The 25,853-nt window shown below is 71.9% G+C and carries 28 protein-coding genes; 15 read left to right on the top strand and 13 right to left on the bottom strand.

Annotated features, from left to right (window positions below; genetic code table 11):
- Window positions 1–8: 8 nt before the first annotated feature.
- The 5 genes from ACQEVC_RS16405 to ACQEVC_RS16385 all read right to left on the bottom strand — a co-directional run bounded on the left by ACQEVC_RS16405 (window position 9) and on the right by ACQEVC_RS16385 (window position 5,200).
- Complete coding sequence (locus tag ACQEVC_RS16405) at window positions 9–857, bottom strand: NAD-dependent epimerase/dehydratase family protein (protein WP_432878081.1); 849 nt, start codon at window positions 855–857, stop codon at window positions 9–11.
- An 83-nt stretch (window positions 858–940) separates the two neighbouring features.
- Window positions 941–1,381 carry a PPOX class F420-dependent oxidoreductase gene (locus tag ACQEVC_RS16400; RefSeq protein WP_432878079.1) on the bottom strand — a complete coding sequence of 147 codons (441 nt, stop codon included), beginning with the start codon at window positions 1,379–1,381 and terminating at the stop codon, window positions 941–943.
- Window positions 1,382–1,435: 54 nt separating this feature from the next.
- A complete protein-coding gene (locus ACQEVC_RS16395) occupies window positions 1,436–2,461 on the bottom strand; it encodes an aspartate-semialdehyde dehydrogenase (protein ID WP_432878077.1) in 1,026 nt (341 codons plus the stop codon).
- 82 nt (window positions 2,462–2,543) lie between these two features.
- Window positions 2,544–3,905 (bottom strand): M16 family metallopeptidase, encoded by a 1,362-nt coding sequence (locus tag ACQEVC_RS16390; RefSeq protein WP_432878074.1) that lies wholly within the window; start codon window positions 3,903–3,905, stop codon window positions 2,544–2,546.
- Window positions 3,902–5,200, bottom strand: coding sequence for a M16 family metallopeptidase (locus tag ACQEVC_RS16385; RefSeq protein ID WP_432878071.1), 1,299 nt, complete (start codon window positions 5,198–5,200; stop codon window positions 3,902–3,904). The genes ACQEVC_RS16390 and ACQEVC_RS16385 overlap by 4 nt, the downstream gene beginning before the upstream one ends.
- A gap of 177 nt (window positions 5,201–5,377) precedes the next feature.
- On the opposite strand from ACQEVC_RS16385, the gene ACQEVC_RS16380 reads away from it, so the two are divergent.
- The 4 genes from ACQEVC_RS16380 (at window position 5,378) to ACQEVC_RS16365 (ending at window position 10,500) form a co-directional block, all read left to right on the top strand.
- On the top strand, window positions 5,378–9,094 hold the full coding sequence (locus ACQEVC_RS16380; RefSeq protein ID WP_432878069.1) for a M12 family metallo-peptidase: 3,717 nt from the start codon (window positions 5,378–5,380) through the stop codon (window positions 9,092–9,094).
- 143 nt (window positions 9,095–9,237) lie between these two features.
- Entirely contained in the window at window positions 9,238–9,591 is a 354-nt protein-coding gene (locus ACQEVC_RS16375) for a hypothetical protein (protein ID WP_432878067.1), read from the top strand.
- Window positions 9,592–9,593: 2 nt separating this feature from the next.
- Window positions 9,594–10,247 carry a nucleotidyl transferase AbiEii/AbiGii toxin family protein gene (locus tag ACQEVC_RS16370; protein WP_432891449.1) on the top strand — a complete coding sequence of 218 codons (654 nt, stop codon included), beginning with the start codon at window positions 9,594–9,596 and terminating at the stop codon, window positions 10,245–10,247.
- Between the two features lie 4 nt (window positions 10,248–10,251).
- Entirely contained in the window at window positions 10,252–10,500 is a 249-nt protein-coding gene (locus ACQEVC_RS16365; RefSeq protein WP_432878064.1) for a hypothetical protein, read from the top strand.
- 108 nt (window positions 10,501–10,608) lie between these two features.
- On the opposite strand, the gene ACQEVC_RS16360 is transcribed toward ACQEVC_RS16365, so the two are convergent.
- Window positions 10,609–10,857, bottom strand: coding sequence for a flavin reductase (locus ACQEVC_RS16360; protein ID WP_432878061.1), 249 nt, complete (start codon window positions 10,855–10,857; stop codon window positions 10,609–10,611).
- Window positions 10,858–10,974: 117 nt separating this feature from the next.
- On the opposite strand from ACQEVC_RS16360, the gene ACQEVC_RS16355 reads away from it, so the two are divergent.
- The 7 genes from ACQEVC_RS16355 (at window position 10,975) to ACQEVC_RS16325 (ending at window position 17,552) form a co-directional block, all read left to right on the top strand.
- Entirely contained in the window at window positions 10,975–11,157 is a 183-nt protein-coding gene (locus tag ACQEVC_RS16355; RefSeq protein WP_432878058.1) for a hypothetical protein, read from the top strand.
- 338 nt (window positions 11,158–11,495) lie between these two features.
- Window positions 11,496–12,365: a helix-turn-helix domain-containing protein gene (locus ACQEVC_RS16350; RefSeq protein WP_432878056.1), complete on the top strand. Its 870-nt coding sequence runs from the start codon at window positions 11,496–11,498 to the stop codon at window positions 12,363–12,365.
- The gene (locus ACQEVC_RS16345) at window positions 12,358–12,558 is read left to right on the top strand and encodes a DUF397 domain-containing protein (protein WP_432878053.1); all 201 of its coding nucleotides are present in this window, start codon (window positions 12,358–12,360) and stop codon (window positions 12,556–12,558) included. Before ACQEVC_RS16350 ends, ACQEVC_RS16345 begins: the two co-directional genes overlap by 8 nt.
- A 343-nt stretch (window positions 12,559–12,901) precedes the next feature.
- The gene (locus ACQEVC_RS16340) at window positions 12,902–13,996 is read left to right on the top strand and encodes a 3-deoxy-7-phosphoheptulonate synthase (protein WP_432878050.1); all 1,095 of its coding nucleotides are present in this window, start codon (window positions 12,902–12,904) and stop codon (window positions 13,994–13,996) included.
- 203 nt (window positions 13,997–14,199) lie between these two features.
- The gene (locus ACQEVC_RS16335) at window positions 14,200–16,647 is read left to right on the top strand and encodes a penicillin-binding protein (protein WP_432878047.1); all 2,448 of its coding nucleotides are present in this window, start codon (window positions 14,200–14,202) and stop codon (window positions 16,645–16,647) included.
- 453 nt (window positions 16,648–17,100) lie between these two features.
- Window positions 17,101–17,331 (top strand): hypothetical protein, encoded by a 231-nt coding sequence (locus tag ACQEVC_RS16330; protein ID WP_412102705.1) that lies wholly within the window; start codon window positions 17,101–17,103, stop codon window positions 17,329–17,331.
- Between the two features lie 26 nt (window positions 17,332–17,357).
- A complete protein-coding gene (locus tag ACQEVC_RS16325) occupies window positions 17,358–17,552 on the top strand; it encodes a hypothetical protein (protein WP_432878045.1) in 195 nt (64 codons plus the stop codon).
- A 101-nt stretch (window positions 17,553–17,653) separates the two neighbouring features.
- Here ACQEVC_RS16325 and ACQEVC_RS16320 read toward each other — a convergent pair whose 3' ends face one another.
- From ACQEVC_RS16320 to ACQEVC_RS16310, 3 genes are all read right to left on the bottom strand, one after another.
- Window positions 17,654–18,172 (bottom strand): DUF1360 domain-containing protein, encoded by a 519-nt coding sequence (locus ACQEVC_RS16320; protein ID WP_432878042.1) that lies wholly within the window; start codon window positions 18,170–18,172, stop codon window positions 17,654–17,656.
- Window positions 18,173–18,287: 115 nt separating this feature from the next.
- Entirely contained in the window at window positions 18,288–18,626 is a 339-nt protein-coding gene (locus ACQEVC_RS16315; RefSeq protein ID WP_432891446.1) for a hypothetical protein, read from the bottom strand.
- The gene (locus ACQEVC_RS16310) at window positions 18,623–18,985 is read right to left on the bottom strand and encodes a DUF6158 family protein (protein WP_432878040.1); all 363 of its coding nucleotides are present in this window, start codon (window positions 18,983–18,985) and stop codon (window positions 18,623–18,625) included. Before ACQEVC_RS16310 ends, ACQEVC_RS16315 begins: the two co-directional genes overlap by 4 nt.
- A gap of 135 nt (window positions 18,986–19,120) precedes the next feature.
- Here ACQEVC_RS16310 and ACQEVC_RS16305 point away from each other — a divergent pair, with 135 nt between their 5' ends.
- Both ACQEVC_RS16305 and ACQEVC_RS16300 read left to right on the top strand, forming a co-directional pair.
- Window positions 19,121–19,543 carry a hypothetical protein gene (locus ACQEVC_RS16305; RefSeq protein WP_432878037.1) on the top strand — a complete coding sequence of 141 codons (423 nt, stop codon included), beginning with the start codon at window positions 19,121–19,123 and terminating at the stop codon, window positions 19,541–19,543.
- Window positions 19,544–19,546: 3 nt separating this feature from the next.
- Window positions 19,547–19,858 carry a DUF3817 domain-containing protein gene (locus tag ACQEVC_RS16300; protein WP_318394898.1) on the top strand — a complete coding sequence of 104 codons (312 nt, stop codon included), beginning with the start codon at window positions 19,547–19,549 and terminating at the stop codon, window positions 19,856–19,858.
- A gap of 154 nt (window positions 19,859–20,012) precedes the next feature.
- Here the strand turns inward: ACQEVC_RS16300 and ACQEVC_RS16295 are convergent, their stop codons facing one another.
- On the bottom strand, window positions 20,013–20,198 hold the full coding sequence (locus tag ACQEVC_RS16295) for a DUF397 domain-containing protein (protein ID WP_346260485.1): 186 nt from the start codon (window positions 20,196–20,198) through the stop codon (window positions 20,013–20,015).
- Window positions 20,199–20,508: 310 nt separating this feature from the next.
- On the opposite strand from ACQEVC_RS16295, the gene ACQEVC_RS16290 reads away from it, so the two are divergent.
- Complete coding sequence (locus tag ACQEVC_RS16290) at window positions 20,509–21,375, top strand: helix-turn-helix domain-containing protein (RefSeq protein ID WP_432878034.1); 867 nt, start codon at window positions 20,509–20,511, stop codon at window positions 21,373–21,375.
- A 109-nt stretch (window positions 21,376–21,484) separates the two neighbouring features.
- On the opposite strand, the gene ACQEVC_RS16285 is transcribed toward ACQEVC_RS16290, so the two are convergent.
- On the bottom strand, window positions 21,485–21,925 hold the full coding sequence (locus tag ACQEVC_RS16285; protein WP_432878031.1) for a DUF6232 family protein: 441 nt from the start codon (window positions 21,923–21,925) through the stop codon (window positions 21,485–21,487).
- A 771-nt stretch (window positions 21,926–22,696) separates the two neighbouring features.
- Here ACQEVC_RS16285 and ACQEVC_RS16280 point away from each other — a divergent pair.
- Entirely contained in the window at window positions 22,697–23,659 is a 963-nt protein-coding gene (locus ACQEVC_RS16280) for an NlpC/P60 family protein (RefSeq protein WP_432878029.1), read from the top strand.
- On the opposite strand, the gene ACQEVC_RS16275 is transcribed toward ACQEVC_RS16280, so the two are convergent.
- Window positions 23,656–24,681, bottom strand: coding sequence for a D-alanine--D-alanine ligase family protein (locus tag ACQEVC_RS16275; RefSeq protein ID WP_432878026.1), 1,026 nt, complete (start codon window positions 24,679–24,681; stop codon window positions 23,656–23,658). The genes ACQEVC_RS16280 and ACQEVC_RS16275 overlap by 4 nt on opposite strands.
- Window positions 24,674–25,852: an alanine racemase gene (alr, locus tag ACQEVC_RS16270; protein WP_432878023.1), complete on the bottom strand. Its 1,179-nt coding sequence runs from the start codon at window positions 25,850–25,852 to the stop codon at window positions 24,674–24,676. The genes ACQEVC_RS16275 and alr overlap by 8 nt, the downstream gene beginning before the upstream one ends.
- Between the last annotated feature and the right edge of the window lies 1 nt (window position 25,853).

Below are 25,853 nucleotides of genomic sequence, written 5' to 3'. Positions count from 1 at the left end.
CGGGCCGGTCAGGGCCGGTCGGCTCCGGTGACGTGGTCGCGCCACGAGTACCGGGGTACGAAGCCGAGCAGGTCCCGGGCCCCGTCGATGGCGAGCAGGGTCTCGAACTCGCCGACCTCCCGGCTCAGCGGCACCTCCGGGAAGACCTCGGCGAGCAGCTCGACCGAGGGCCGGTCCATGATGGTGTCGTCCGCCGCGATGATCACGTTCCGGGCTCCGGCGACCGGCGCTTCGAGGCCGAGCCGGCACGCCTCGGCCACGTCGCGTACGTCGATGTAGCCCCAGAGGTTCCACTTCCGGCTCTGCGGATCGGCCCAGAACGACGGCACCCGCCGGTAGTCCTCCGGCAGGAAGATGTTGGAGAGCCGCAGCCCGACGAACGGGATGCCGGACCAGCCGGCGATGTGCTCGGCCAGGCTCTCGCTGACCACCTTGGAGAGCGCGTACGTCGTGGTCGGCACCGGGAAGTGCGCCTCGTCCACCGGCGCGTACCGGGGCGGGGTGTCGAACGGCAGCCCGAGCGTGGTCTCGCTGGACGCCCAGACCACCCGGCTGAGGCCGAGCTGGGCCGCGCCGAGAAAGACGTTGGAGTTCATCGTGGTGTTGGCGCTCAGCGTCAGCGCCGGAGTCCGCAGCCCCGGGGCGGGGATGTTCGCCAGGTGCACCACCGCCTCGGTGCCGTGCAGCACCTCGACCGCCTGCCCGTAGTCGGTCAGGTCGGCCCGGAGCAGCGGCACCCCGAGGTCGGCCGGCGCCGGCTCGACGTCGGTGGCGACCACCTCGTGGCCGTACGCCAGCAGGTGTGCCACGGTGGCCCGACCGGCCTTGCCACTGGCTCCGGTGACGCAGATTCTCATCGAACTACCCCTCGACGTGCCGGGCCCGGGCCTCGGTGTGCGATCGGCGACGACCCCCGGGCGCCGGTGCCGGCCAGAGTCGGCTAGCCGCGCGGCGGTGCGCCGTACACGCGCTCGACCGGGAGCCGCAGCACCAGTCGGCGGTCCGCGACCATCGCCCGGCGGTAGTCGTCCCAGTCCGGGTGCTCGCCCTGGACCGCCCGGTAGACGTCGACGAGTTCCTCGACCGTCGGATCGGCCGGCTCGGCCGCCACCGGGGTCAGCTCGGCGGTGCCCTCGACGACCGCGTACGCCCAGCCGTCCGGGGTGCTGACCTGGAAGCTCGCCCGGGGATCGCGCCGCAGGTTGGCGGTCTTGGCCCGGTCGTCGGTGACGGAGACCCGGATCAGCCGGCGTTCCGGGTCGAAGGTGTAGTTGACGTTGGACAGTTGCGGCCGGCCGTCCCGCTTGATCGTCGCCAGCACGCCGAGCGACCCGTCCCGGATGATGCCGAGCAGCGCCTGTTCCGTCCGGCCGTCCGTCACGCCCACCTCCCGAGCAAGATCGCTCCAACCCTACTCGGCCGGCGGAGCCGGACGTCACCGCGACTCGCCGGCCACCAGTTCGGCGATCTGTACGGCGTTCAGCGCCGCACCCTTGCGCAGGTTGTCGTTGGAGCAGAAGAACGACAGCCCGTGCTCGACGGTCTCGTCGACCCGGAACCGGCCGACGTACGTCGGGTCCTGCCCGGCCGCCAGCAGCGGGGTGGGTACGTCCGCCAGCGCCACCCCGGGCGCCCCGGCCAGCAACTCGCGGGCTCGCTCCGGGCGGAGCGGCCCGGCGAACCTGGCGTTGACCTGCAACGAGTGCCCGGTGAACACCGGCACCCGGACGCAGGTGCCGGAGACCTTCAGCTCGGGGATCTCCAGGATCTTGCGGCTCTCGTTGCGGAGCTTCTGCTCCTCGTCGGTCTCCGCCGACCCGTCGTCGACGATCGAGCCGGCCAGCGGCAGCACGTTGAAGGCGATCGGCTGGACGTACTGCCGGGGGGCCGGGAACTCGACGGCCCGGCCGTCGAAGGCGAGCGCGGCGGCACCGTCGGCGACCTTGCGGACCTGCTCGTCCAGCTCGGCGACGCCGGCCAGCCCGGAGCCGGAGACCGCCTGGTAGGTCGCCACCACCAGGCTGAGCAGTCCGGCCTCGGCGTGCAGCGGGCGCAGCACCGGCATCGCCGCCATGGTGGTGCAGTTGGGGTTGGCGATGATGCCCCGGGGGCGTACGGCGGCGGCGTGCGGGTTGACCTCGGCGACCACCAGCGGCACCTCGGGATCCATCCGCCAGGCCGACGAGTTGTCGATCACCACCGCGCCGGCCTCGGCGACCCGGGGGGCGAGTGCCTTGCTCGTACCCTTTCCAGCCGAGAAGAGCGCGATGTCCAGCCCCGCGTAGTCGGCGGTCTCGGCGTCCTCGACGGTGACCTCGCCGTCCCGCCAGGGCAGGCTGCGCCCCGCCGACCGGGCCGAGGCGAACAGCCGCAGCTCGTCCACCGGAAACTGGCGGTCGGCGAGTATCCGCCGCATCACGCCACCGACCTGCCCGGTGGCCCCCACAATGCCGATCCTCATACCGCGAGGCTACCCAGCCGCTCCGGCGGCCCGGCAAGCCGATTACCGCACCGCCCAGCATCCGGGCGGCCGACGCGGGGCGTCAGCCGGCGGCGTCGACCACCTCGCCGAGCCCGCTGGCGACCAGCTCGTCCCGGATCAGCGCCGCGTCGCCCTCGATCACCAGGGTCAGCCCCTGCGGGTGCAGGTGCGTCGCCGCCGCCGCCGACACCGCCGGCTCGGCGGTCGACAGCAACTGCTCGCGCAGCGTCGCGTGGTAGTCGTCCGGCAGGTCGTGCACGACCAGCGTGGCGAGCGCGCTGGCGATGGCCCGGGGCGTCTGCAACTCCACCGAGAGCTGCCCGGCCCGCCAGGCCCGGGCGACCGCCAGCTCCGGCTCGGTCACCCCGGCGTCCCGGGTACGGGTGATTTCGCCCACCGCGTCCACCAGGGCCGGCGCGGTCACCGCGGTCTGCACCCCGGAGCTGACCACGAACCGCCCGAACCGCCGCGAGTGGCCGAACTCGGACCGGATCCCGTACGTGTAGCCGCGTACCTCCCGGATCAGGTGGTTCAGCCGGGAGGTGAACGCGCCGCCGAGTACCGTGGCGGCCAGCGTCATCGGCACGTAGTCCGGGTGTGCCCGGTGCGGAGCGGGGTGCCCGAGCCGCAGCGTGGACTGGACCGAGCCGGGCCGGTCGACCAGGATGATCCGCCGCTCGTCGCGTACCGGCACCTCCAGCGGCGGGCCGGCCGGTTGCACCGCACCGTCCGCACCGGCGAACGCGGTGGTGCCGAGCACGTCGAGGTCGATCCGGTCGAGGTCGCCGACGACCAGCAGGGTGCCGAACCGGGTCAGCCAGGCGGCGTGGAACGACGTGACGTCGTCGACGGTGACCGCGGCCACCGAGTCGGGGTCGCCGTCCATCGGGCGGCCGGGCCGCTGGTCGGCCCCGAACAGGTCGGCGCGGAGCGCGGCGTCGGCCCGTGGCCCCGGGTTCGCCCAGTACATCCGCAGCGCGGTGACCTCGTCGTCGCGTACCCGGGTGATGTCCGCCGGGTCGAGCCGCGGCGTCCGGACGGCCTCGGCCAGCAGCTCCACCGCGGCCGGCAGCCGCTCGACCGGGACCTGCACGCTGACCTGGAACGCGTCCCAGTCGGTGCTGATGGTCAGCTCGGTGCCGAGCCCCTCCAGCGCGAGCGCGTACGCCGTGGAGTCGCGCCGGGTGGTCCCCTCCTCCAGCGCCTTCGCGAGTACCCCGGAGAGGCCCTCCCGGCCGAGCGGCTCGCGCCCGGCGCCGCCGTCGAGCAGCAGCACCGCGACGGCGAGGTGGTGCCCCGGCAGGTGGGCGGCGACGACCCTGCCACCGGCCACCGCCTTGCGGACCACTCGGGGAAAGGTGTACGGCCGGGCGGCCCCGGTCGGCGGCCGTTCCGTGATCAGGGTGGGTCCCGGCTCGGTCATGACGCCTCTTCCTGGGTCTCCGGCAGGTAGGTCAGGGTCGCCCGGTCCTCGGGCCGGAGCAGCTCGGCGGCGAGCCCGCTCACCTGCTCCGCGGTGACCGAGAGCCAGCCCGGCAGCCGGTCGGCCGCCCGGGCCGGGTCGCCGAGCTGGGTGGCGTGCCGGCCGAGCAGGTCGGCCCGGCCGTCCACGCTGGCGAGCTGCCGCCACCAGCCGGTGGTGAGCAGCGCCTTGGCCCGGTCGAGTTCGGCCCCGGTCACCCCGTCGGCCAGCCCGTCGAGCACCTCGACGAGCCCGGCCTCCAACTCCTCGGCGGTCACCCCGTCCCGGGCGGTGGCGGTGACGAGCAGCGGAGCCGGCGCGTACGCCAGGTCGACGCCGAACGCGCCCACACTGTCCGGCTGGGCGAGCCGGGCCCCGTCGGCGAGCCGCTGGTAGAGCCGGCTGCCCCGGCCGCTGCCGAGCAGCGTGGCCAGCACCGTCACCGTGTCGTAGCCGGGGCCGCCGAACGGGTGGGTCCGGTGCGCCAGATAGACCCTCGGCGCGGGTACGTCGGCGGTGACGGTCTCCCGGACCGGGGCTCCGATGGTCGGCAGCACGTGGCCGTCCGGGGCCGGTGGGATGTCCGACTGCGGCACCAGCCTGCCGAAGTAGCGCTCGGCCAGCGCGAAGACCTCCGCGGCCGAGGCGTCCCCGGCCACTGTCAGCACCGCGTTGTTCGGCGCGTAGTAGGTGGTGTGGAACGCCTGGAAGGTGGCCAGGTCGGCGGCGTTCAGATCGGCCATCGAGCCGATGGTGGCGTGGTGGTACGGGTGGCCGGGCGGATAGAGCAGCGGCAGCAGGCGCAGCCAGGCGTCCCCGTACGGGACGTTCTCGTAGCGCTGCCGCCGCTCGTTCTTCACCACCTCGCGCTGGTTGTCCAGGGTCTCCTGGGTCAGCGCCGGCACCAGGCCGCCCATCCGGTCCGCCTCCAGCCAGAGCGCGAGTTCCAGGTGCTCCGAGGGCAGCGTCTCGAAGTAGTTGGTCCGGTCCGGGTTGGTGGTCGCGTTCAGCGAGCCGCCGGAGCCCTGCACCAACTGCATGTGCTCGGTCTTGGCCACGTTGACCGAACCCTCGAACATCAGGTGTTCGAACAGGTGGGCGAAGCCGGTCTGGCCGTCGGGCTCGTGCCGTGAGCCGACGTCGTACCAGAGGTTGACCGCGACGACGGGGGCGGTGCGATCCTCGCTGACGACCACGCGCAGGCCGTTGTCCAGCCGGGTGGTCTCGATCGGCCAGGGATAACCGGTCTCGGGCATGGCCACGACGCTATCCGATCGACCCGCCCCGACGCGGACAACCCCGCCGGAGGCTGTTCACCGCCGGGTCCGGGCGCCTATCGTGCGATCACCCCCGCAACTGCTCGATGGACTTGGCCGGGTGGCAGGAACGCCCGCGCGACCGACCGGCGCCGGAGTAGTCCCAAGGAGACAGAGTTGACGACCCCCTCGTTATCCGCCGCCACCCGCGGTCGGGCGGCACCCCGCCGACGCCTGGCCACCCTCGCGGTGGCCGCCCTCGCCGCCGGCGTACTGCCGATGCTGGCCACCCCCGCCCCGGCCAGCTCCGCGCCGGGCCAGCCGGCCAATCCGTGGACCCGGCTCGCCGACGGCTCCAGCGCCGCCCGGGCCGCCGGGCCCACCGACGTCCGGGTCAGCCGGTTCACCGGGTACGCCCTGGACCGGGCGAGCCTCGCCGCCGCCCTGGACCGGGCTCCCGAGGAGCGCGGCGGCACCGCCCCGGCCCAGTCCCTGGTGGTGGCGCTGCCCGCACCGGACGGCACGTTCCAGCGGTTCACGCTGGTCGACTCGCCGGTGATGGCGCCCGGCCTGGCCGCCCGGCACCCGGAGATCCGCACGTACGCCGGCAGGGGGCTGGACGATCCGACCGCGACCGTCCGAGCCGACCTCACCCCGCTGGGCTTCCACGCCTCCGTCCGGTCCGAGCGCGGCGTCTGGTACGTCGACCCGTACAGCCGGCAGGACCAGGCCCGGTACGCCAGCTACTACGTGAAGGACGCCACGAACCCGGACGGGCCGTTCGTCGAGCGGGAGGACGTGGCGCACGCCGCCGAGGCGCACGCCGACGAGCTCGGGGCGGCCCCGGGCGCGGCCGGCGGGGACGTGACACTGCGGACGTACCGGCTCGCCCTGGTGACCGACCCGTCCTACGCCAGCTATTTCGGTGCGGCGAACGTGACGGCCGCCAAGGTGACCCTGGTGAACCGGGTGACCCAGATCTACGAAGACGAGACCGCGATCCGGCTGGTGCTGGTCGACGAGACCGACAAGACCAACCTGAACACACCGGCCGAGGCGACCGGACCGGACGGGCCGTGCGGGGCGGCGCCCTGCTACACGGCGGCGCAGATCTCCTCCTGCGGCAGTGGCACGCTGAGCCGCAACAACATCGTGCTCGGCCAGCTCGTCGGGGCGTCCAACTACGACGTGGGGCACATCGGGCTCGGCGTGAACGGCGGCGGCATCGCCGGGCTGGGCGTGGTCGGCGGGGCGAACAAGGCGCGCGGCTGCACCGGCCTGCCGACCCCGGTCGGCGACTTCTTCGCGGTCGACTACGTCGCGCACGAGATCGGCCACCAGTTCGCCGGCAACCACACCTTCAACGGCACCCAGTGGAACTGCTCCGGCGGCAACCGCAGCGCCACCAACTCGTACGAGCCGGGCAGCGGTTCGTCGATCATGGCGTACGCCGGCATCTGCCAGCAGGACAACCTGCAACCGCACAGCGACCCGTACTGGTCGCAGCGCAGCTACACCGAGATCACCACGTACGTCGGCTCGGCCCGGCCGGCGGTCAACGAGGTGCAGAACGTCTCGCTGCGCGAGTTCGACACCGACGGCGACTCGTTCACGCTGCGCTACGGCGGTGCCGAGTCGGCGCCGATCGTCCGGGGCGGCAACTACAGCGCGGCCGGGATCAGGGCGGCGATCGAGGCGATCCCGGGCTGGCCGGCCGGCGCGATCGTCGCCGTCGCGCCGTTCGGCGGCACCGGCCTGCTGGACGACACCGGGTTCCAGGTCACCTTCGCCGGTGGCCCGGTCGCGGCCGTCGACGTCGGTGCGCTCACCGTCACCAACGCCACCGGCACGTCCGGGTTCGTCGGCGAGACGGTCAAGGGCGGCCCGATCGACAACGGCGGCTGGCGGGTCGAGCAGACCGGCAACTCCGCACCGGTGGTCACCGCGCCAGCCGCGTACACGATTCCGGTCCGTACCCCGTTCGCGCTGACCGGCAGCGCCACCGACGCGGACGGCGACACGGTGACGTACCTCTGGGAGCAGAACGACCGGGGCGGCCTCAGTGGCGGCAGCACCGCCGGGACCGCGCTGGTCAGCAACACCAAGACCAACGGCCCGCTGTTCCGGCAGTTCGGCACGGCGGCGATCGTCGGCCCGACCGACACCCTGGAATACCACTCCCCCGGGCTGAACGCCGTCACCACCGACCCGACCCGGGTCTTCCCGGACCTGGCCCAGATCGCCGCGAACAACACCAACGCGAAGACCGGCACCTGCCCGGCCGCGCCGCCGCCACCGGTAAGCGGCGGGGCGAGCAACGTGCCGCCGGAGATCGTGGACTGCTACTCGGAGTTCCTGCCCACCGCCGACTGGGTCGGCTTCACCGGTGACCGGACCCTGCACTTCCGGCTCACCGCCCGGGACGGGCACCCGGGCGCGGGCGGGATCGGCAGCGCCGACACCGCGCTGACCCTGGCGCCGGCCGCCGGGCCGTTCCTGGTCACCTCGCAGGCCACCGCCGACACCCTGGTCGGCGGCACGGACCTGCCGGTGAGCTGGGACGTCGCCGGCACCGACGCCGCGCCGATCGGGGTCAGCGAGGTGAAGATCTCGCTCTCCGTCGACGGCGGCAAGACCTTCGGGTACGTCCTCGCGGAGCGGACCGCCAACGACGGCACCGAGACGGTGACCCTGCCGAACGTCGGCGCCAAGGCGGCCCGGATCAGGATCGAGGCGGTCGGCAACGTCTTCTTCGACCTCAACGATGCCGACTTCGCGCTCCGGGCCACCCCGAAGGTGACCTTGAGCGGGCCGGGTGAGGTGGTGACGGTCCAGTACAGCGACCCGATCCTGCCGGAGGTGCGGGTCACGGCCACCGACCCGGACGGCGGCCCGGGGCAGCTCACCGCGACCGCGACCGGGCTCCCCGCCGGCCTGCTGCTCGGCGCCAGGACGCCGGAGGAACCGGACGGCAACGGCGAGCCCGCCGTCTGGGGCGTCGTCGGCAACAACCGGGCGGCCCCGGGCGACTATCCGGTGACGGTGACCGTCACCGACCAGCACGGGCTGACCGGGACCGTCTCGTTCCTGGTCCGGGTGGAGCCGGAGGCGGCGGAGCTGGCGTACACCGGGGACACCCTGGTCTCCGGGTCGGGCCGGAACGCGGAGGTGCTGCTCCAGGCCACCCTTCGGGAGATCTCGCCGGACACCGGGGCCGAGCCGTGGCCGGGTGACGTCTCGACCGCCACGGTGACCTTCGCCGCCGGTGGCCGGACGCTCTGCACCGACGTACCGGCACCGCTCGGCACCGGCGACTTCGCCTCGCTGGCGAGTTGCACGGCGAGTCTGCCGACCGGCGGTCACGAGGTGACCGTCACGCTCGGCGGCAACTACGCGGGCAGCACGAAGGCGTGGGTCGAGGTGGCCCGGTCCGACACCCGGGTGGTGCTCGGCGGCGGCTCGGTGACCCCGACCAGGTCGGCCGGGGCGTACCCGGTGGATCCGAAGTCCCGGGTGGACCTCAGCGTCCTGGTCGCGCAGACCCGGCTCGGCGGCACCGGTACGACGGTCCTGTCGTTCCGGTCCGAGGGTCGGAGGTACGAGATCCGGGGCTTCGGGCTCGACTCGTTCGGCGTACGGTCCAGCGGCGGCACCGACCGCCTCGACCTGCGCACCCGAGCCGGCCTGTACGACGTCACCGACTCCCGCCGCCCGGTCACGGTGGCCACCGGACTCACCCTCCGGATCACCGGCACCGACCGTGACAAGCTCGGCGGTAGGGACAGCGTCGCGGTCACCCTGACCGAGGGCGACCGGCTGCTCCTCTCCTCCGACTGGACCGGCCTGGCCACGCAGGAGATCAACCTGACCAGCGGGACGCTCCTGGTCCTCTGACGAGGTGTGCGGGGCCCTTCCTATCGGATCTTCCGGATAGGAGGGGCCCCGCGCACACCCGTGCCTCGTCCGCGGCGCGGCAAACCCTGTCCGTCGATGACAGCGTCGGTTCAGACGTACGATCGAGGTCAGGAGGTGGAGGAATGGTCCGAGGTGACGGTGCGCCGCCGGGGTCGCGGTACGTGGACCAGCGGCATTTCGTCGTCGCCACGAACCTCACCGACCTGCGCGGTCCCGTCGGCTCGGTGGTGACCCTCGACCGGTCGCTCGACTGGTCTGGCGACCGCACGTACGACCTGGACGATCCCGGTGACCTCCAACTGATGTACCAGACGGTGCTGAACCAGGCCAATTCCGTCACGGACCTGTGCCGGTGGTTGGACGGTCCGACGTTGCGGCGGCTGTGGCCGAGCCTCTGGCTCCCCGCTCGACTGCGGGCGCTGTGGCAGGCACGCTTTCCCGAACTGACCACGCCGCCCCAGTCGATGGCCGGGTAGGGGTGGACCCGGCACAACTCCGACTGGCGGAGATCGGGCTGCGGTGCGCTGCCCGTTACGGATTTGCGTTGGCCGGCGGCTTCGCCGTACAGGCCCACGGCATCCTGGACCGCCCCACCGAAGACATCGACCTGTTCACGGCGTGGGAGCGACGGGATGAATTCGCTGCCGCTGTGGACGCCGTCATCGACGGTTACCGCGACGGCGGGTATTCGGTCGAGGTGACGCAGCGGTTCGACACGTTCGCCCGGCTCGCAGTAACGCATCCCGCTCACCCGGAGCAGCCGTACAAGGTCGAACTGGCGGCCAACTGGCGTGCGTTGCCGCCGGTGATGACGGACGTGGGTCCGGTCCTGCACGCCGACGATGTCGTCGCGGGCAAGATGTCCGCGCTGTACACACGGGCCGAACCTCGGGACTTTCTGGACATCGACGCGGCCGTCACCACCGGTCGCTACAGCCGGATGCGACTGTGCGAGTTGGCCGAACAGTCCGACGCGGGGTTCGACCGACGGGTCCTGGCGGACCTGTTCGCCATGTTGGAACGCTATCCGGACCGGCGTTTCGCCGCCTACGGCGCCGACTCCGCTCACATCCGTGGGATGCGCGAACGATTCGCGCAGTGGCGGGCGGAACTCATCACCTACCTGCGCTAGGGCGGTGTCGCCGGCCGGTGGTCGCGAGACCGCTGGGGCGGGCGAGGAGTTCCCCGCCCGGGACCTCGACCCCAAGTCTCCGGACGAGTTCGTCCGGGACCGGATGAGCCTGGACCGACGCGTGGTGTACGCCGCCGTCCAACAGACCGTCGGCTCATGGCGGAATCCACCTGGCGGTGTCGACGACGTACTCGACCGACTCGGACGATCGGGCCTCGGCGCCAGCGTCGCCGAACTACGAGCCGGCGGGTGAACGCTGACCTGGACATCAGAGGCGCTACCGGAGAGTTGTAGCGCCTCTGATGTCCAGGTCGAGGCACCGCGACTGCCACGGCAGGGCCGGGGCGTACGCCAGGGTCGGTCAGCGGCGGCGCGGTACCCAGTGGAGGAACCGGTCGGCGAGCAGCGCGGGGTGTGCGTCGGGCAGTTCTCGCAGGGCGCGGGCGAGGTGGGTACCGAGATACACCATCAGGCCGACCCGATTACCCCGGAAGCCGGTCAGCAGCGCCAGCCGCGCGTCCTGGCAGGGCCAGTCGAGGCCGCAGGCCCGGCACCGGTACGACGGATGCGCCGGGACGTGCCGCCGCCAACGCTCCTCGCGGCCGATCATGGCAGCGCCGATCGGGCTTCCTCGGCTCGGCGTGCCCGCGCGGCCTGTCCGGGTGTCGGCGCACCAACCCGGCCGATCCCATGTCGTCCGGATCGCGAGTTCCACAGTAGATCGCGGGTGTTCCGGACCCGGGGCCGGGCGACCGGCGGCGGGCCGTCCGCCGCGACGACCACGGGTGCCGAGGCGCGGGCGGCCGTCCGGTACGTGGCCGGAGTGAGCGGCGGCACCTTCGGCGCGTACGGCATCGGGACCGGTTCGACCGAGTCCGGGCACCGCCAGCGGAAGCCGCACCGGCAGTAGCGCCAGAGGCGACGCCAGTCCCGCCGATGTCGTGCCCGTGGGCCGACCAGGACGTCGGTCGGCAACCGGTGGAGTCTCCTCATCACGTACCTCCTCGGGTAGTTGGCGGGAGCCGATCTCAGTGGGGGGAGCTGAGACCGGCTCCCGGTGCGAGTTCCACCCGGGCGCTTGGCGGTCACCGAGCGGTCCTGCTGCTGCCACTCTCGGTGCCCCCACAAGGGACATGCAACGGTCTAAGCTGACGCATCGCTCGCTAGTCGTTCCTTCTTCACAATCCACCGGAAACAGTCCCAGAATCGATCGACTGATTGCTTCAATCTGAGACAGGAGGTCCGGCGATGACGGACGTGGGATCGTCCATACCGCGCAGGCAACTGGGCCGGTTCCTGAGGCAGGCTCGCGAACAGGCCGGGCTGTCTCTGGAGGCCGCCGGCGCCGACCTCGAATGGTCGCGCTCCACGATGTACCGGATCGAGGGCGGCCAGGCCGCCGTCAAGGCACGTGACGTCGAGGCGATGTGCCGGCTCTACGGCATCTCCGGCGAGATGACCGAGGCGCTGAAGAAGCTGGCCGCCCAGACCAAGGCGAAGGGATGGTGGCACGCCTACGGCGACACCCTGCCGGCCTGGTTCGAGCTGTACGTCGGCCTGGAAGCCGCAGCCTCCCGCCTCCGGCACTGGGAACCCGCCGCACTACCCGGCCTGCTACAGACGAGGGAGTACGCCGAGTTCCTGCTGCGGTCGCATCCGGACCTTCCGCCCCGCGAAGTCGGGCGCCTGGTCGAGGTCCGGATGGAGCGCCAGAAAATCCTCACCCGGAAGAAGCCCGAGCCACCGCGCCTGGAGGTCATCGTGGACGAGGGGGTGCTACGCCGGAAGGCCCCGGAGATGCCACGCCAACTCGCCCACCTGCACAACCAGGCGGCGGCCGGAGTGGCGAGCATTCGAGTCGTCCCGCGATCCGCCGCGCCGAGCTTCGCCCTGACCGGCGGGCAGTTCATCATCCTGGAGTTCCCCCCGCTCGGCATCAGGACTCCCGAACCCACCACGGTCTACAGCGAGTCCCTGACCGGCGCGCTTTACCTCGACAAGCCGGCGGAAGTTGCGGCGTACGCTAAGGCATGGAGGGCGATCGAAGAGGCGGCACTCGATCCGGCCCGGTCGGCCGACCTGATAGCGATGATCGGCAAGGAGATGCGCGATGAGTGACCAGACCGGCGCCGAGTGGCGCAAGTCCAGCCGGAGCAACGGGTCGGGCGGCGCGTGTGTGGAGGTCGCCGACAACCTGTCCGGCGTAGTCCTCGTCCGCGACACGAAGGACCGCGAGGGCGGCACGCTGGCGTTCGCTCCCGGCCGGTGGCAGGCGTTCGTCCGCTTCGCCAAGCAGTCCGCGACCGCCTGACCCCGCCACCCCACCCCGTCCGGCCCAACCTGAGGACAAGGACTGACCGGTTTACGGTGGCGCGTCCGCTTCGCCGTACCAAGGCGTGATTCCGCGCGTACCAGGAGTTGGACACCCGGTCCGGCACGGACCGTCGTCGGGTATGGTTCTCTCCGTGGCGCGTTCGTATCGATGGTTTAGTCAGCCGGCTCCGGAGCCGGTGACTCAGCCATGACCTGACGTCACCATCCAGCAAGAGCCGGCTGAAGCAGGGACATCGTCCCTGCTTTTTTCGTGGAAACGGCCGGCTCGGCTCCCGGGCGCCGGCCCCGGGGTGGCGGTCGGCAGAGAGGGAGCCTCGACGATGACCACCACTGGGATGGGTCGGGTCAGCGACCAGCGCATCGACCGGATCGTGCCGCTGACCACCCCGGCGCTGCTGCACCACGAACTGCCCCTCGACGAGCCGTTGGCCAGCGCCGTACTGGACGGCCGACGATCGGTCGCCCGGGTGCTCGACCGGGAGGACGATCGGCTGCTGGTCGTCGTCGGCCCCTGCTCGGTACACGATCCGGCGGCGGCCCTGGACTACGCGCAACGGCTGCGGGTGGCGGCGGCCGAGCACGCCGACGACCTGCTGGTGGTGATGCGGGTCTACTTCGAGAAACCCCGCTCCACCGTCGGCTGGAAGGGCCTGATCAACGACCCGGGACTGGACGGTTCGGGCGACGTGAACGCCGGGCTGCGGGCCGCCCGCGCGCTGCTGCTGGACGTACTCCGCCTGGGGCTGCCGGTCGGCTGCGAGTTCCTGGACCCGATCACCCCGCAGTACATCGCCGACACGGTGGCCTGGGGTGCCATCGGGGCCCGTACGGTGGAGAGCCAGGTGCACCGGCAGCTCTCGTCCGGCCTCTCCATGCCGATCGGGATGAAGAACCGCCCGGACGGCAGCGTGGGTACGGCGGTCGACGCGATCCGGGCCGCCGGGGTGCCGCACGTCTTCCCCGGCATCGACGTCTCCGGGGCTCCGGCGATCATGCACACCCGGGGCAACGCGGACTGCCACCTGGTGCTGCGCGGCGGCCGGGGCGAGCCCAACTACGACGCCGAGTCGGTGGCGGCGTCGCTCTCGCTGCTCCGGGCGGCCGGGCTGCCCGAGCGGCTGGTGATCGACGCGAGCCACGACAACAGCGGCAAGGACCACCGCCGGCAGCCGGTTGTCGCCGCCGACGTGGCCCGGCAGATGGCCGACGGCCAGCGCGGCATCGTCGGGGTGATGCTGGAGTCGTTCCTGGTACCCGGCCGGCAGGACCTGGACCCGACCCGGCCGCTGGAGTACGGGCAGTCGATCACCGACGCCTGCCTCGGCTGGCCGGAGACCGAGGAGGTGCTGGCGGATCTGGCGGCAGCGGTCCGGGCCCGGCGGGTGGCGGCACCGGCGGGTACCACGTTGGGCTGACCTGTCCGGATCGGCGGCGGCCGCTCGGGGCCGCCGCCGAGATGCCCGGTGTGACGTAGCAGTCAGTTGGAAGATCTACCGCGACGCAACCGTGCGGTTCGGTGCGGCGTCTGGATCAATAGGGCGAAAAGCGCGCGTACGGTTGTGCTCGCGCCGGCCGCCCGCCCGCGACCTGCCCGCCAGACCCAGAGGTTCACGCGATCATGCCGAAACTCCGCCGACGTAGCCTGACGAAGGCTGCCACGCTGCTCATCTGTGCCCTGCTCGCCGGGGTGGTGGTCGCCGGGGCGGCGTTCCCGGCGGTGGCCATGTCCGGGCTCGCGGCGAAGGCCGGCGCCGACTCGTTCCAGGACCTGCCCACCGAGCTGACCGTGCCGCAGGTGCCGGAGGCGACCCAGGTCTTCGCCGCCGACAACAAGACGCTGATGGCGACCTTCTACGACGAGAACCGCCAGGACGTCCCGTTGGCCGAGATCTCCCCGGCGATGCGGAACGCGATGATCGCCGCCGAGGACCACGCGTTCTACCGGCACAACGGGGTCGACGTCAAGGGCTTCATGCGGGCCCTGATCTCGAACTTCACCGGCAACTCCCGGCAGGGCGCCTCGACGCTGACCATGCAGCTCGTCCGGATGTCGATCACCTACGGTGCGACCGACCCGAACGACGTGGTGGCGGCCAGCGAGGACACCAACGTCCGGAAGGTGCGCGAGATGCGCCAGGCGGCGGCGCTGGAGAACAAGCTGACCAAGGACCAGATCCTGGAGCGCTACCTGAACATGGCGCCGTTCGGCCACGGGACGTACGGGGTGGCGGCGGCGAGCCGGTTCTACTTCGGCAAGGAGCCGAAGAACCTGACCGTGCCGGAGGCGGCGATGATCGCCGGTCTGGTCAAGTCGCCGAGCTACTACGACGCGCTGGACAGCGCGGGGCCCGGCTACGGCCGGACGGTGGACCGCCGCGACTGGGTGATCGGGCAGATGAAGGAGACCGGCGCGATCACCGAGCAGGAGAAGGCGGCGGCGCTGGCCACCCCGCTCAAGGTCAAGGGGCAGCGGCCGGCCAACGGCTGCACCAGCTCGGTACACAACGACTGGGGCTTCTTCTGCGACTCTTTCTACCGGTGGTGGATGGATCAGGAGGCGTTCGGCAGCACCTCGTACGACCGGGAACGGCGGCTCAAGGGCGGCGGTTACCGGATCGTCACCACCCTCGACCCGGCCGTGCAGAAGGCCGCCTACAAAAACGTGCAGCAGTACCTGCCCACGGGGCGGAAGGACGCCCTGATGGTGGCGGCCGTCGAGCCGGGCACCGGCCGGGTGCGCGCACTGGCCACCAACCGGACGTTCGGGCTGGACGACCCGGCGAAGCCGAAGAACCCGGTCTCCAGCAACCCGAAGCAGGCGGACGCCGGGATGCGGGCCACCTATCCGCGTACCACCAACCCGCTGCTGACCGGTGGCGGTGACGTCGCCGGATACCAGGCCGGATCGACGTTCAAGATGTTCACCATGGTGGCCGCGCTGGAGCAGGGCTACCCGCTCAGCCACAGCTACAACGCCCCGCAGCGCTATCCGTCGAAGTACTCGGCGGAGCGCGGCACCGACTCGGCCTGCGCCGGCACCGAGCGGTGGTGCCCGGGTAACGACAACGAGAGCATGGCCGGCATGCACGACATGTGGAGCGCGTTCGGCCGCTCCGTCAACACCTACTTCGTACCGCTGGAGGAGCGGGTCGGGGCGGCCAAGGTCGTCGACGCGGCGCAGCGGCTCGGCATCCGGTTCCGGCAGCCGGGCGAGGCGGCGATGGCCAACGACCCGGCCCAGGCCGACGGCTGGGGATCGTTCACCCTCGGTGTCTCGGCGACCACCCCACTGGACCTGGCCAACTCGTACGCCACGCTGGCCGCCGACGGCAGGCACTGCGAGCCGATCCCGGTGCAGGAGGTCAAGGACCGCGCCGGCAAGGCGCTCGACATCGCCTCGCCGCGCTGTGACAAGGCGGTGGAACCCGAGGTGGCCCGGGCGGCCATCGACGCGGCGCGGTGCCCGGTCGGCGACCAGTCCGCGTACGGCAGGTGCCGTGGCGCGACGGAGGCGGACGCGCACCGGGTGGTGGACCACCCGGTGGCGGGCAAGACCGGTACCACGGACAGCGAGCGGACCGCCTCCCTGGTGGCCATGACCACGACGCTCGCGGTCGCCGGCATCATGGCCAACCCGGACTGGCCGGAGACCACCACCAACATGGACCACGACATCGTGAACCCGGCCGTCTACGAGACGCTGGCCGACGCGATGAAGGGGAAGCCGAAGAAGGACTTCCCCAAGCCGGACGAGAAGCTGGTGTACGGAGACCAGAAGTCGGTGCCGTCGGTCACCTGCCGCTCGGTCGACGACGCCACCGCCGCGCTGCGCGACGCCGGGTTCACGGTGGAGGTCGACCCGAACCGGGTGGCCTCGAACTGCCCGGACGGTACGGTCGCCGGCACCGATCCGGACGGCCGGACCGTTTCCGGCGGCGTGGTGATGCTCCGGGTCAGCAACGGCCAGTCCTCGACGAACGGTCCCGGTCGGGGCGGTCCCGGCGGCGGTCAGACCTCGACCGGAGGCGGCATCTCCGGAGGCGTCCCGGGCGGCCGACGCGGCTGACGTCCCCCGCCGGGCGACTCGGCCGAACTGCGGGCTCGGCCCAGTTCCGCTCGGGGTTGCCATCCCGGCGAGGCCCGGTGGCCGGGGCGGCGCCGGTCTCCCCGGGTCCCGGCCGCGGCGTCCTGAGGGTCGGACCCGAAATGGATACGCCGCCCATGGCGAGGCCATGGGCGGCGCGGGTGTCGGTGTGCAGGTCGCCTCTCGGCGAGTGGCACGACGCGGCTCCAGCCGGACGGTATTCCGCGAAGGCAATTAGGTGAGGCCCGGGGACACTGGACACACCGACACTCGTAGTCAACCTCGGATCCGGGCCCGGTGTTCCGTCCTTTACCGTGACGGACGTCACCCGTTCGTCCCGAGTACGAGTCACCGCCGCACGGCGGCCGGGGTGGTACGGCGAACCGGACGGCCGGCCGTCATCCGGGCGGGTTTGGCCGATTCGGCACCGGGTAGCTGATCTCCGTGACCGACCAACCACCCCGGGACGACTCGGCCAGTCCGGAACTCGACGCGCTCCTCGACGACCTGTACGCCGGTCAGGAGCGGCTCACCCAGTCGGAGATCCAGCGACGGGCGGTCGCCGCCGAGGTGTCCGCCGAACTGCTGACCAGGATCACCGCGCTCCCACAGGGCGAGTACGCGGTCGACGAGGTCGCCGACCTGCTCGGCGGTACGGCCGGCTGACCCCGGACGGCGAGGAGGGAGAACCCATGACCGAGGACGACCGGCCGCAGCGGGCCCGCCTGGCCCCGCTGGGCCAGGCACCCGGCGACACCGAGCCGCGGGACGACCCCGACTTCACCGCCGAACACGACAAGACGGCGGTGGACGAGGAGATCATCACCGGCAGCGACACCGAACGGGAACCGGAGTCGCCCCGGGGCTGGTCCGGCATGCAGCGCTGAGCTGGGCGGAGGCGCACCCAGCTTACGGCCGGGAGGCGGCGCCTGGGCGGAGGCGGAGGCGCAGCTTACGGCCGGAGGCGGCGCCTGGGTGGAGGCGCAGCTTACGGCCGGGAGGCGGCGCGCTGCGCGACGGCGTAGCCCATCTGGAGGAAGTCCGAGGCGGCGACGGCGGTGAGAGCCGTCGCCACCAGCCGGGTCAGCCGGGGTGCGAGCACCAGGCCGCCGGTCAGCCCGGTGGCGACCCAGACGGCCAGACAGAACGGGCAACTGAGCAGTTCGCCGACGGCATGCTTGGTCGAGCTGCCCTGGTCGCGTACCTGCTCCATCACCTCGCCGCTGCCGATCGGCCGGTCGTACCGGGTGAACGGCGCGCGCAGCGGGCTGGTCACGGCGTCCTTGGAGAGCAGCCGACTGAGCTTGTGGGTGGCCACCGACAGCAGTACGACGTCGGAGGTGGTCGGGCGGTCCGGAGCCCGCCGCCCGGTCGTCTTCGCCGCGGCGGCCAGCGCCAGTGCCGCTCCGGCGTAGGTGCCCATCGCCGCGAGGTAGCCGCCGAGCGGCCGGTGCTCGTCGGGCGCGTACGCCTGCCGAAGTCGCGCCACCCTGTTCCGTACGTTCATCCCGCCTCGTTCCGCGTTCCGCCTGCCGCTGCCGCCTGCCGTCCGCTGCCGCCTGCCGTCCGCTGCCGCCTGCCGTCCGCTGCCGCCTGCCGTCCATCCCGGGGCACCGGCACGCTCACCCCGGGGTGAGGTTGTCGTCGACCTCCCGGGCGAGGCTGGCCAGTGACTCGTCCGCGATCTCGTGCAGCCGCCGCTCCGGCGGATCGGCCTCCAGTTCGAGTCGTACCGTGGCTCCACCGGCGTCGATCGGTGACACCTGCAACTGAGCCGACCAGTCGGGGCGCCCGGTGCTGCGCCACCGGGCCCGCAGGTCGGCGGCGGTCAGTTCCGCTCCCGGCACGCCGTCCTGGCGCAGCGGAGCGGGCAGCCAGGCCGAGACCCGGTCCGGGTCGGTGGCGGTGCTGAACACCACCTCCGGTGGGGCGGAGATGCCCCGCTCGGCACGGGCCGTCACCACGCGCCGTCCCGCAGGCGGCTCGGGTCGACCTCCCGGCCCGGATGCCGGGTCAGGTACTCGGTCTCCAGTTCGGCGGTCCGCCGCAGGTGATGGCCGAGCGCGGTGTCGGCGGCGTGCCGGAGCGTGTCCAGCCTGGTCCGGTGCAGGCTGTGCATCTCCCGCAACAGGTCCTCGTCGCTCAGCTCGACCGGGTCGATGCCGAGGACCTCCTCCTCGGCGGCCACAAAGTCGCTGGCCGTGCCGCCGCGCCGGACCGGGTCACCGTCCCACTGGCCGATCCGCTGTTCGGGACTGGCGTCGATCGGCGACCCGACGTCGGCCGGGGAGAACTCGTCGTGGCGTACTGATTCGGACATCGTCGCCCCCGATAACTCGTTTGGGTGGACGACTAGACGGTTGCCCAAACCGGGTAGCGCCAAACCCCGACCGGCCGCGCGACACTACGACGCCGCGTCGGAGACGGGACCGACCCGCCCGGTACGCTCGTGGGCATGAAACGGCTGTGCACACCGGCGTGGATCCTGCGTCACGTGCTCACCGTCGCACTGGTCGTCGGCTTCCTGGCCCTCGGCTGGTGGCAGATCAGCCGGGCCCTGGCGGGCAACACCCTGAGCTGGGCGTACGCCTTCGAGTGGCCGATCTTCGCCGGGTTCGTCGTCTTCCTCTGGGTGCGTGAGGCGCGCTACACGCTGCGCGGTGGCCGGCCACCGGCCGCCGAGCCGGCCGCTCCGCCGGCCCGGCCGAGCACTCCGGGGGTACGCCGACCGGTGCGCACGGCCCGGCCACGGCTGGCCGCCGAGGGTCCGGAGGACCCGGCTCTGACCGAATACAACCACTACCTCGGATGGCTGAACGCCAATCCGGGCGCTCGCCCCGCCGACTATCCCGGCCTGGGCCGGCAGCAGGAAGGATGAACCGTGGGCGCAGCCCTGACCCGCTACCGTGTGGTCGCTTACGTGGTCGGCGTCGTGTTGATCGCGCTCGTCGTGGTGGGCATGCCGCTCAAGTACCTCTGGAACGACCCCGTGGTCGTCGAGACGGTCGGCCCGGCGCACGGCTTCCTCTACATGGTGTACCTGCTGGCCACCTTCGACCTGGGGCGCCGGGCGCGCTGGCCGCTGAGCCGGATGGTGCTGGTCATGCTCGCCGGGACGATCCCGTTCGTCTCGTTCTTCGCCGAGCGGGCGGTCACCCGCCAGGTGCGCCAGCCGGAGCCGGTGGCCGGCTGAACCGCCGCGCCGGGGCGGTCGCCGACCGCGAGCCGCCCCGTTCCAGCAATGAGCTCATTCATTTGAATGTCTCGCGATATGCGAGGTCAAGCACCATGCTCAGCGGTGCCCGATAGGCCGGGACGTGAATGAATCACGCCGTCGGGGTCGGATTTCACGCGTTGCGGAGACCGTCCACGAATGCCCGCCAGGCACCCGCACCGAACAGCAGCGACTGCTCCGGATCGACCGAGTCGCGGACGGCGGCACCGCCCCCGACCTGAGCCACCTCGACACAATGCTGCGATTCGCATCGGGTGCTCTTCCGCCAGTCGAGCTCGGCGGAACCAGTCTGTGACATGCGCCCTCCCCGGCACCTAATAGCGTAGCGGCAGGTGCCGCGACAGGGAGAGAGGCTACCCTCGCCACCGCATTCCGCACAGCCCGCAATATTCCGATTATGATGTACCCGTCGACAATGGACACAACCGGTGATGGCGTCGTCGCGGCAAGCAGGGACGCTGGTGGAACGCAGCGTGCCCGTGTAGCCTGCACAAAAGTCTGGCGATCTGGCAGGTAGCCGGTAGCCAGGTGGCAGGTTGCCGGGATCAGAATGAGCCGAATCGACCCTCGCTCGGCCGCCGGGGCGCCGTTTGAAGGGAGCGTTCCCGATGACAACGGCGTACGGCCCGACCGTGGGTCGCCGCAAGCTCCGCTCGGCGATCCGACGGGCCCGGGAGGCTGCCGGGTTCACCCAGGAGCAGGTGGCCGTCGCGATGGACTGGTCGCTCTCCAAGCTGATCCGGATAGAGGCGGGATACGTCTCGATTTCCACCAACGACGTCAAGGCGTTGCTCAATCACTATCAGGTGCGCGATCCGGAACAGGTCGCCGAACTGGTGCAACTGGCCCGGGTGTCCCGGCAACGCGCCTGGTGGTCGCAATATCGTGACGCACTGCGGCCCGCCTATTATTCGTACATCGGGCTGGAGGCGGAGTCCTCGGAACTCTATTTCTACCAGTCCGTCGGCATGCCCGGACTACTCCAGACAGAGGCGTACGCGCAGGCGGTTCTGAAGACGGTAATTCCCAAACTGGACGATCCCGAGGAGGCACAGGCCTCCGTCACGTTGCGGTTGCGTCGCCAGCGGGAAATGCTCGGCCGCGCCGATCCGCCGAACATTGTCGTGGTATTCGACGAAGCGGCACTGCACCGGCAGACCGGCGGTCCGGCCGTCATCCGGGAACAGCTCCTGCACCTGGTCGGCCTCGCCGACTCCGGCCGGATCACCGTCCAGGTGCTGCCGTTCACCTCCACCGTCTACACCCCGCTCGGGCAGTTCGTGATCGTACGCTTCGCCGCCGGGGAGGACGCCGACGTCGTCTATCTGGAGAGCACCGGCCTGGAGGACGTACTCGACGACCCCGAGGCGGTGACCGCGCACCTGCGGACCTTCACCGGGCTCCGCGAGGCGGCCCTGACCCCGGCCGACTCGCTGCGCCGGATCTCGGAGATCGCCGCCGCCCTGACCGACTGACGGGCGCTCCTCCGCCGCGCACGCCGGTCCGGATCGGCCGGTCGTCGGCCAGCCGGGGCGGCACCGCCGGACCGGCGATGGTCCGGCGGGCCCGCCTTGGACGCACTCCCTAGGGCATCGGCTCGTACGGGGTGTCCGAGGCCGGCGGGAACGCCAGCCCGCCCAGCCGAGCGGCTTCCCGGGCCCGGATCAGCGCCCGGGTCACCTGACCGAACTGCCGCTCGTGGTCGGAGCTGAACAGCAGCACCGTCTCCCCCTTGTACCGCCCCCACAGCTCGTACGCCGGCGGCCGCCACCGGTGGCCCATCAGGGCGAGACCGACCGGCACGAACGCCGCGAGCCCGAGCCCGGCGTACGTGGTTGCGGGGAGCCGGTAGAGGTCACCGGTGTAGCCCAGCGCGACGCCGATGCCGACCAGTACCGCGGCGGTGACCATCACCGCGCGCAGCGTCAGTCGGTCGTGCGGCCCGCGGGCGGTTTGCAGGTGGGTGAGTCCGGAGATCGAGAACTTGCGGCCGGCGACGATGAAGGCCTCGTTGGTGATCCGCACGCCGGGTGCCCGGTAGAGGTCGACCGGACGGGGGCGGGCCAGTCCAGATACTTCGAATGACGCGTCTGGCAGGTGGACGGGAGGGCGAGTAGGCTCCATTCTTGCCTCCAACGGCTCCTGAGGCGGGCTGGTGTGGATGGTTCGTAGAGATCGGCATCTGGTGGCAGCCGGATGCCGATCGTCTTGCGGGCGGTCTGGGCGCACGCGAAGGCCCGGGAACTATGGCTGGTTCATTGCACGCGACCTCGCCCCCCTGCTGGCGACTACGCCGGGTACTGCTGCGCCGGGCCCCCGGAGAGCCTGTCGGCTCCCTGCATTCATTGTGCGAAGGGCACACCAGCAAGTGGAAGGGACGCAGACAGCCACCTGGCTGATTTCCAGGCGGCACCCGGCCCGCTCGTCGCCCTCTGCCCGATTGCATGGTGGTTTGCCCATACTCAGCCAGAACCGCTATCCGCCAAGACCGACCTATCGGGCGAAGGATCAGGGAGTGCCGGGGCAACACGTCCGCCGCCAGCCAATATCACTCCTGGAGCATGCGTCGGCACGATTCGTGATCACGACATTCGGGTTATCGCTCGCCACTGCCGCATCTCACCCGCCGGCCACTGTCGGTAATCCCGGGCCCGGGCTACGTTGAACCGGCTGGCCCGGTCGTCAGTCATCCTCCGGGTGGCGCCGGTCCGGTGCCGCCGCAGGCAGCACTCGCGGTGGCGTAAGAGCGCCGCCCGTTCCGTCCCGGCGGCGCGAGGAAGAAGGGTTCTGCACACGTTGTCTTCGGTGCGGATCCTGCTGCGTACCCTCGTCGCGGCCGGCCTCTCGGCGGCGCTTCTCGCCCCGATGTCGGCGGCCCGGGCCGAACCCTCGGCCAGCGAGCTCACGCAGCGGATCAACAAGGCCTCCGCCGAACTGGAGAAGGTCGTCGAGTCGTACAACAAACTCAACGAGGAGATCAAGGAGAGCAAGGCCGCCGCGGCCACGCTCAGCGCCCGGATAGGACCGCTGCAACAGCAGGCGGAGCAGAGCCGGGCCGAGGTGGCCGAGCTCGCCACCCGGGCGTACAAGCTCGGTGGCTTGAGCACGGCGAGCGCGCTGCTGAACCGGGGCGACGCCAGCGCCCTGGTGGGCCGGCTCGGTGCGCTGGAGCAGTTGGCCCGGGACCGGGACCGGCAGATCGCCGGGTTCGACGCGACCCAGCGCCAGTACGCCGAGGAGAAGGCCCGGCTCGACGCCACGCTGGCCCGGCAGACCGCGCAGGCGAAACAACTGGCCGCCGGCAAGAAGCGGATCGAGGGCGAGCTGGCCAAGCTCTACGAGATGCGCCGCGAGGCGTACGGGTCGGCGACCTCGTCCGGCAGCAGGTACACCGGCAGCGTCCCGGCGGTCTCCGGCAAGGCGGGTGTCGCCGTCCGGTACGCCTACGACGCGATCGGCACGCCGTACGTCTGGGCGGCCGAGGGCCCGAACGGCTACGACTGCTCCGGGCTGACCCTGGCCGCCTGGCGGGCCGCCGGCAAGTCACTGCCGCACAACGCCGCGATGCAGTGGGACAAGGTGGCACACATCAGCCGTGGTGAACTGAAACCCGGCGACCTCGTCTTCTACAGTGGACTCGGCCATGTGGCGCTCTTCGTGGGCAGCGGCAAGGTGATCCACGCACCGCAGGCGGGCGAGACCGTCAAGCTCGCCAGCGTCGACATGATGAGCCCGTACGGCTACGGACGCGTCCGCTAGCAGACCCGGGTCGTTCGCGCGCCGGACCGGTCGGTCCGGCGCGCGAACGCGTTCTGGACCAGCACGTCCAGCAGCTCCGGATAGTCCAGCCCGGCGGCCTGCCAGATCCGGGGATACTGCGAGACCGGGGTGAAGCCGGGGAACGTGTTGACCTCGTTCAGTACCGGTGCCACCCCGTCGCGGAGGAAGAAGTCGATCCGGGCCAGCCCGGCGCAGCCGAGCGCCCGGAACGCGCGTAGCGCCAGGTCGGAAAGTGCGGCCGTGACCGCGGCGTCCAGCCGGGCCGGAATCTCGAAGACCGTGCCCGGGTCGTCGTACTTGGCGTCGTAGTCGAAGAACGACCGGTCGCCCGGGACCCGGATCTCCAGCGGCGGACCGACCTCGATCCGGCCGTCGGGCCGTTCGAGTACCGCCAGGTCGATTTCGCGCCCGGGGACCGCCGCCTCGACCAGTACCTTCGGGTCGCTGGACCGGGCCCACTCCAGGGCGGCCGGCAGCTCGGCCCAGTCGGTCACCCGGGTCACGCCGAGGCTGGAGCCGGCCCGGGCGGGCTTGACGAAGACCGGCAGACCGAGCCGGCGCAGCTCCGCCTCCGGCGGCACGCCGTCCGGGTCGGTCGGCCGGGACACCACCGCGTCGGCGACCGGGATCCCCTCGGCGGCGAGCAGCTTCTTGGTGAACTCCTTGTCCATCCCGGCGGCGCTGGCCAGTACGCCGTTGCCGACGTACGGCACGCCGGTCAGCTCCAGCACCGACTGGAGGGTGCCGTCCTCGCCGTACGGGCCGTGCAGGGCTGGGAAGATCACGTCGACCGTACGCAGCCGGTCGACCGCCTCGAAGACGCTGACCGGCGCTCCGGTGCCGAAGACCCACTGCCCGGTCCGGGTGATCAACACCGGTTCCGGCCGGTAGCGCGCCGGATCCAGGTTCTCCAGTACGCTCGCCGCCGACTGGCGGGAGACCCGGTGTTCCCCGCTGCGCCCGCCGTAGAGCACCGCGATCCTGATCGTCGACTCAGACATTGACCCGCTCCCGTCCGCTGTGCCGCTCGGCCCGCACCGGCAGGTAGCGCCGGCCGACCCGGGACCCGATGCCGGTGAAGATCTCGTGCGGGTTGGTACCGGCCCAACCGGCCCACTCGACGACCGTCGGCTCGCCCCGGTCACCGGGCCCGAAGACCAGCACCTCGTCGCCGGTACGTACCGGCAGGTCGCCGACGTCGACGACGATCTGGTCCATGGTCACCCGACCGGCGACCCGGCACCGGCGGCCCCCTATCCACACCTGGGCCGCTCCGGCGGCGGCCCGGGGGATCCCGTCCGCGTAGCCGACCGGCACCAGCGCCAGGGTCGTCGGGGCGGCCGTGACGTAGTCGTGCCCGTAGGAGATGCCGGTGCCCGCCGCGACCCGCCTGGTGAGGATGACCCGGGACCGCAGGGTCATCGCCGGCCGCAGTCCGACGGCCAGCCCCGGCAGCGGCTCCACGCCGTAGACCGCGATGCCGGCCCGGACCAGGTCGAAGTGCGTCTCCGGCCGGCCGACCAGGGCGGCCGAGTTCGCCAGGTGCACCAGCTCGGGTGCGAGCCCGGCGGTCCGGGCCAGTGCCAGGGCGCGACCGAACCGCCGTAGCTGCGCGGTGTCCCGGGGGTCGGCCGGCAACTCCCCGCCGGCCAGATGGGACCAGAGCCCGCGAACCCGGATCCGCCCGACGCTCTCGAAGCCGCGCGCCAGGCGTACCAGCTCGGGCCATTCCTCGTCGCTCGCACCGTTGCGGGAGAGCCCGGTGTCGACCTTGAGGTGCACCTCGGCCCGTACGCCGGCCCGGGCCGCCCCGGCGGCGATCCCGCGCAGGTGTGCCACCGAGGGCACCGACAGGTCGATCCGGGCCGCGACGACCGGGGCGAAGTCCTCGTCCTCGGCGTGCAGCCAGCACAGCACCGGTGCGTCGACGCGGCCGGCCCGCAGGGCCAGCGCCTCGGCCCGGGAGGTCACGCCCAGCCACCGCGCGCCGGCCGCCAGCACCGTCCGGGCCACCGGCAGGGCGCCGTGCCCGAACCCGTCCGCCTTGACCACCGCGAGCAGCTCCGCGCCGGTCCGTCCGGACAGGGTACGGGCGTTGTGCGCGATCGCGTCGAGGTCGACCACCGCCTCCGCGAGTGGGGTCAGGCCGCCCGCTCCGCCGAGTTTGATCACG

Origin of the sequence: Plantactinospora sp. CA-294935, assembly GCF_050936445.1 — a bacterium.
GTDB lineage: Bacteria > Actinomycetota > Actinomycetes > Mycobacteriales > Micromonosporaceae > Plantactinospora.
This window is presented reverse-complemented; position numbering and strand designations above follow the sequence as displayed.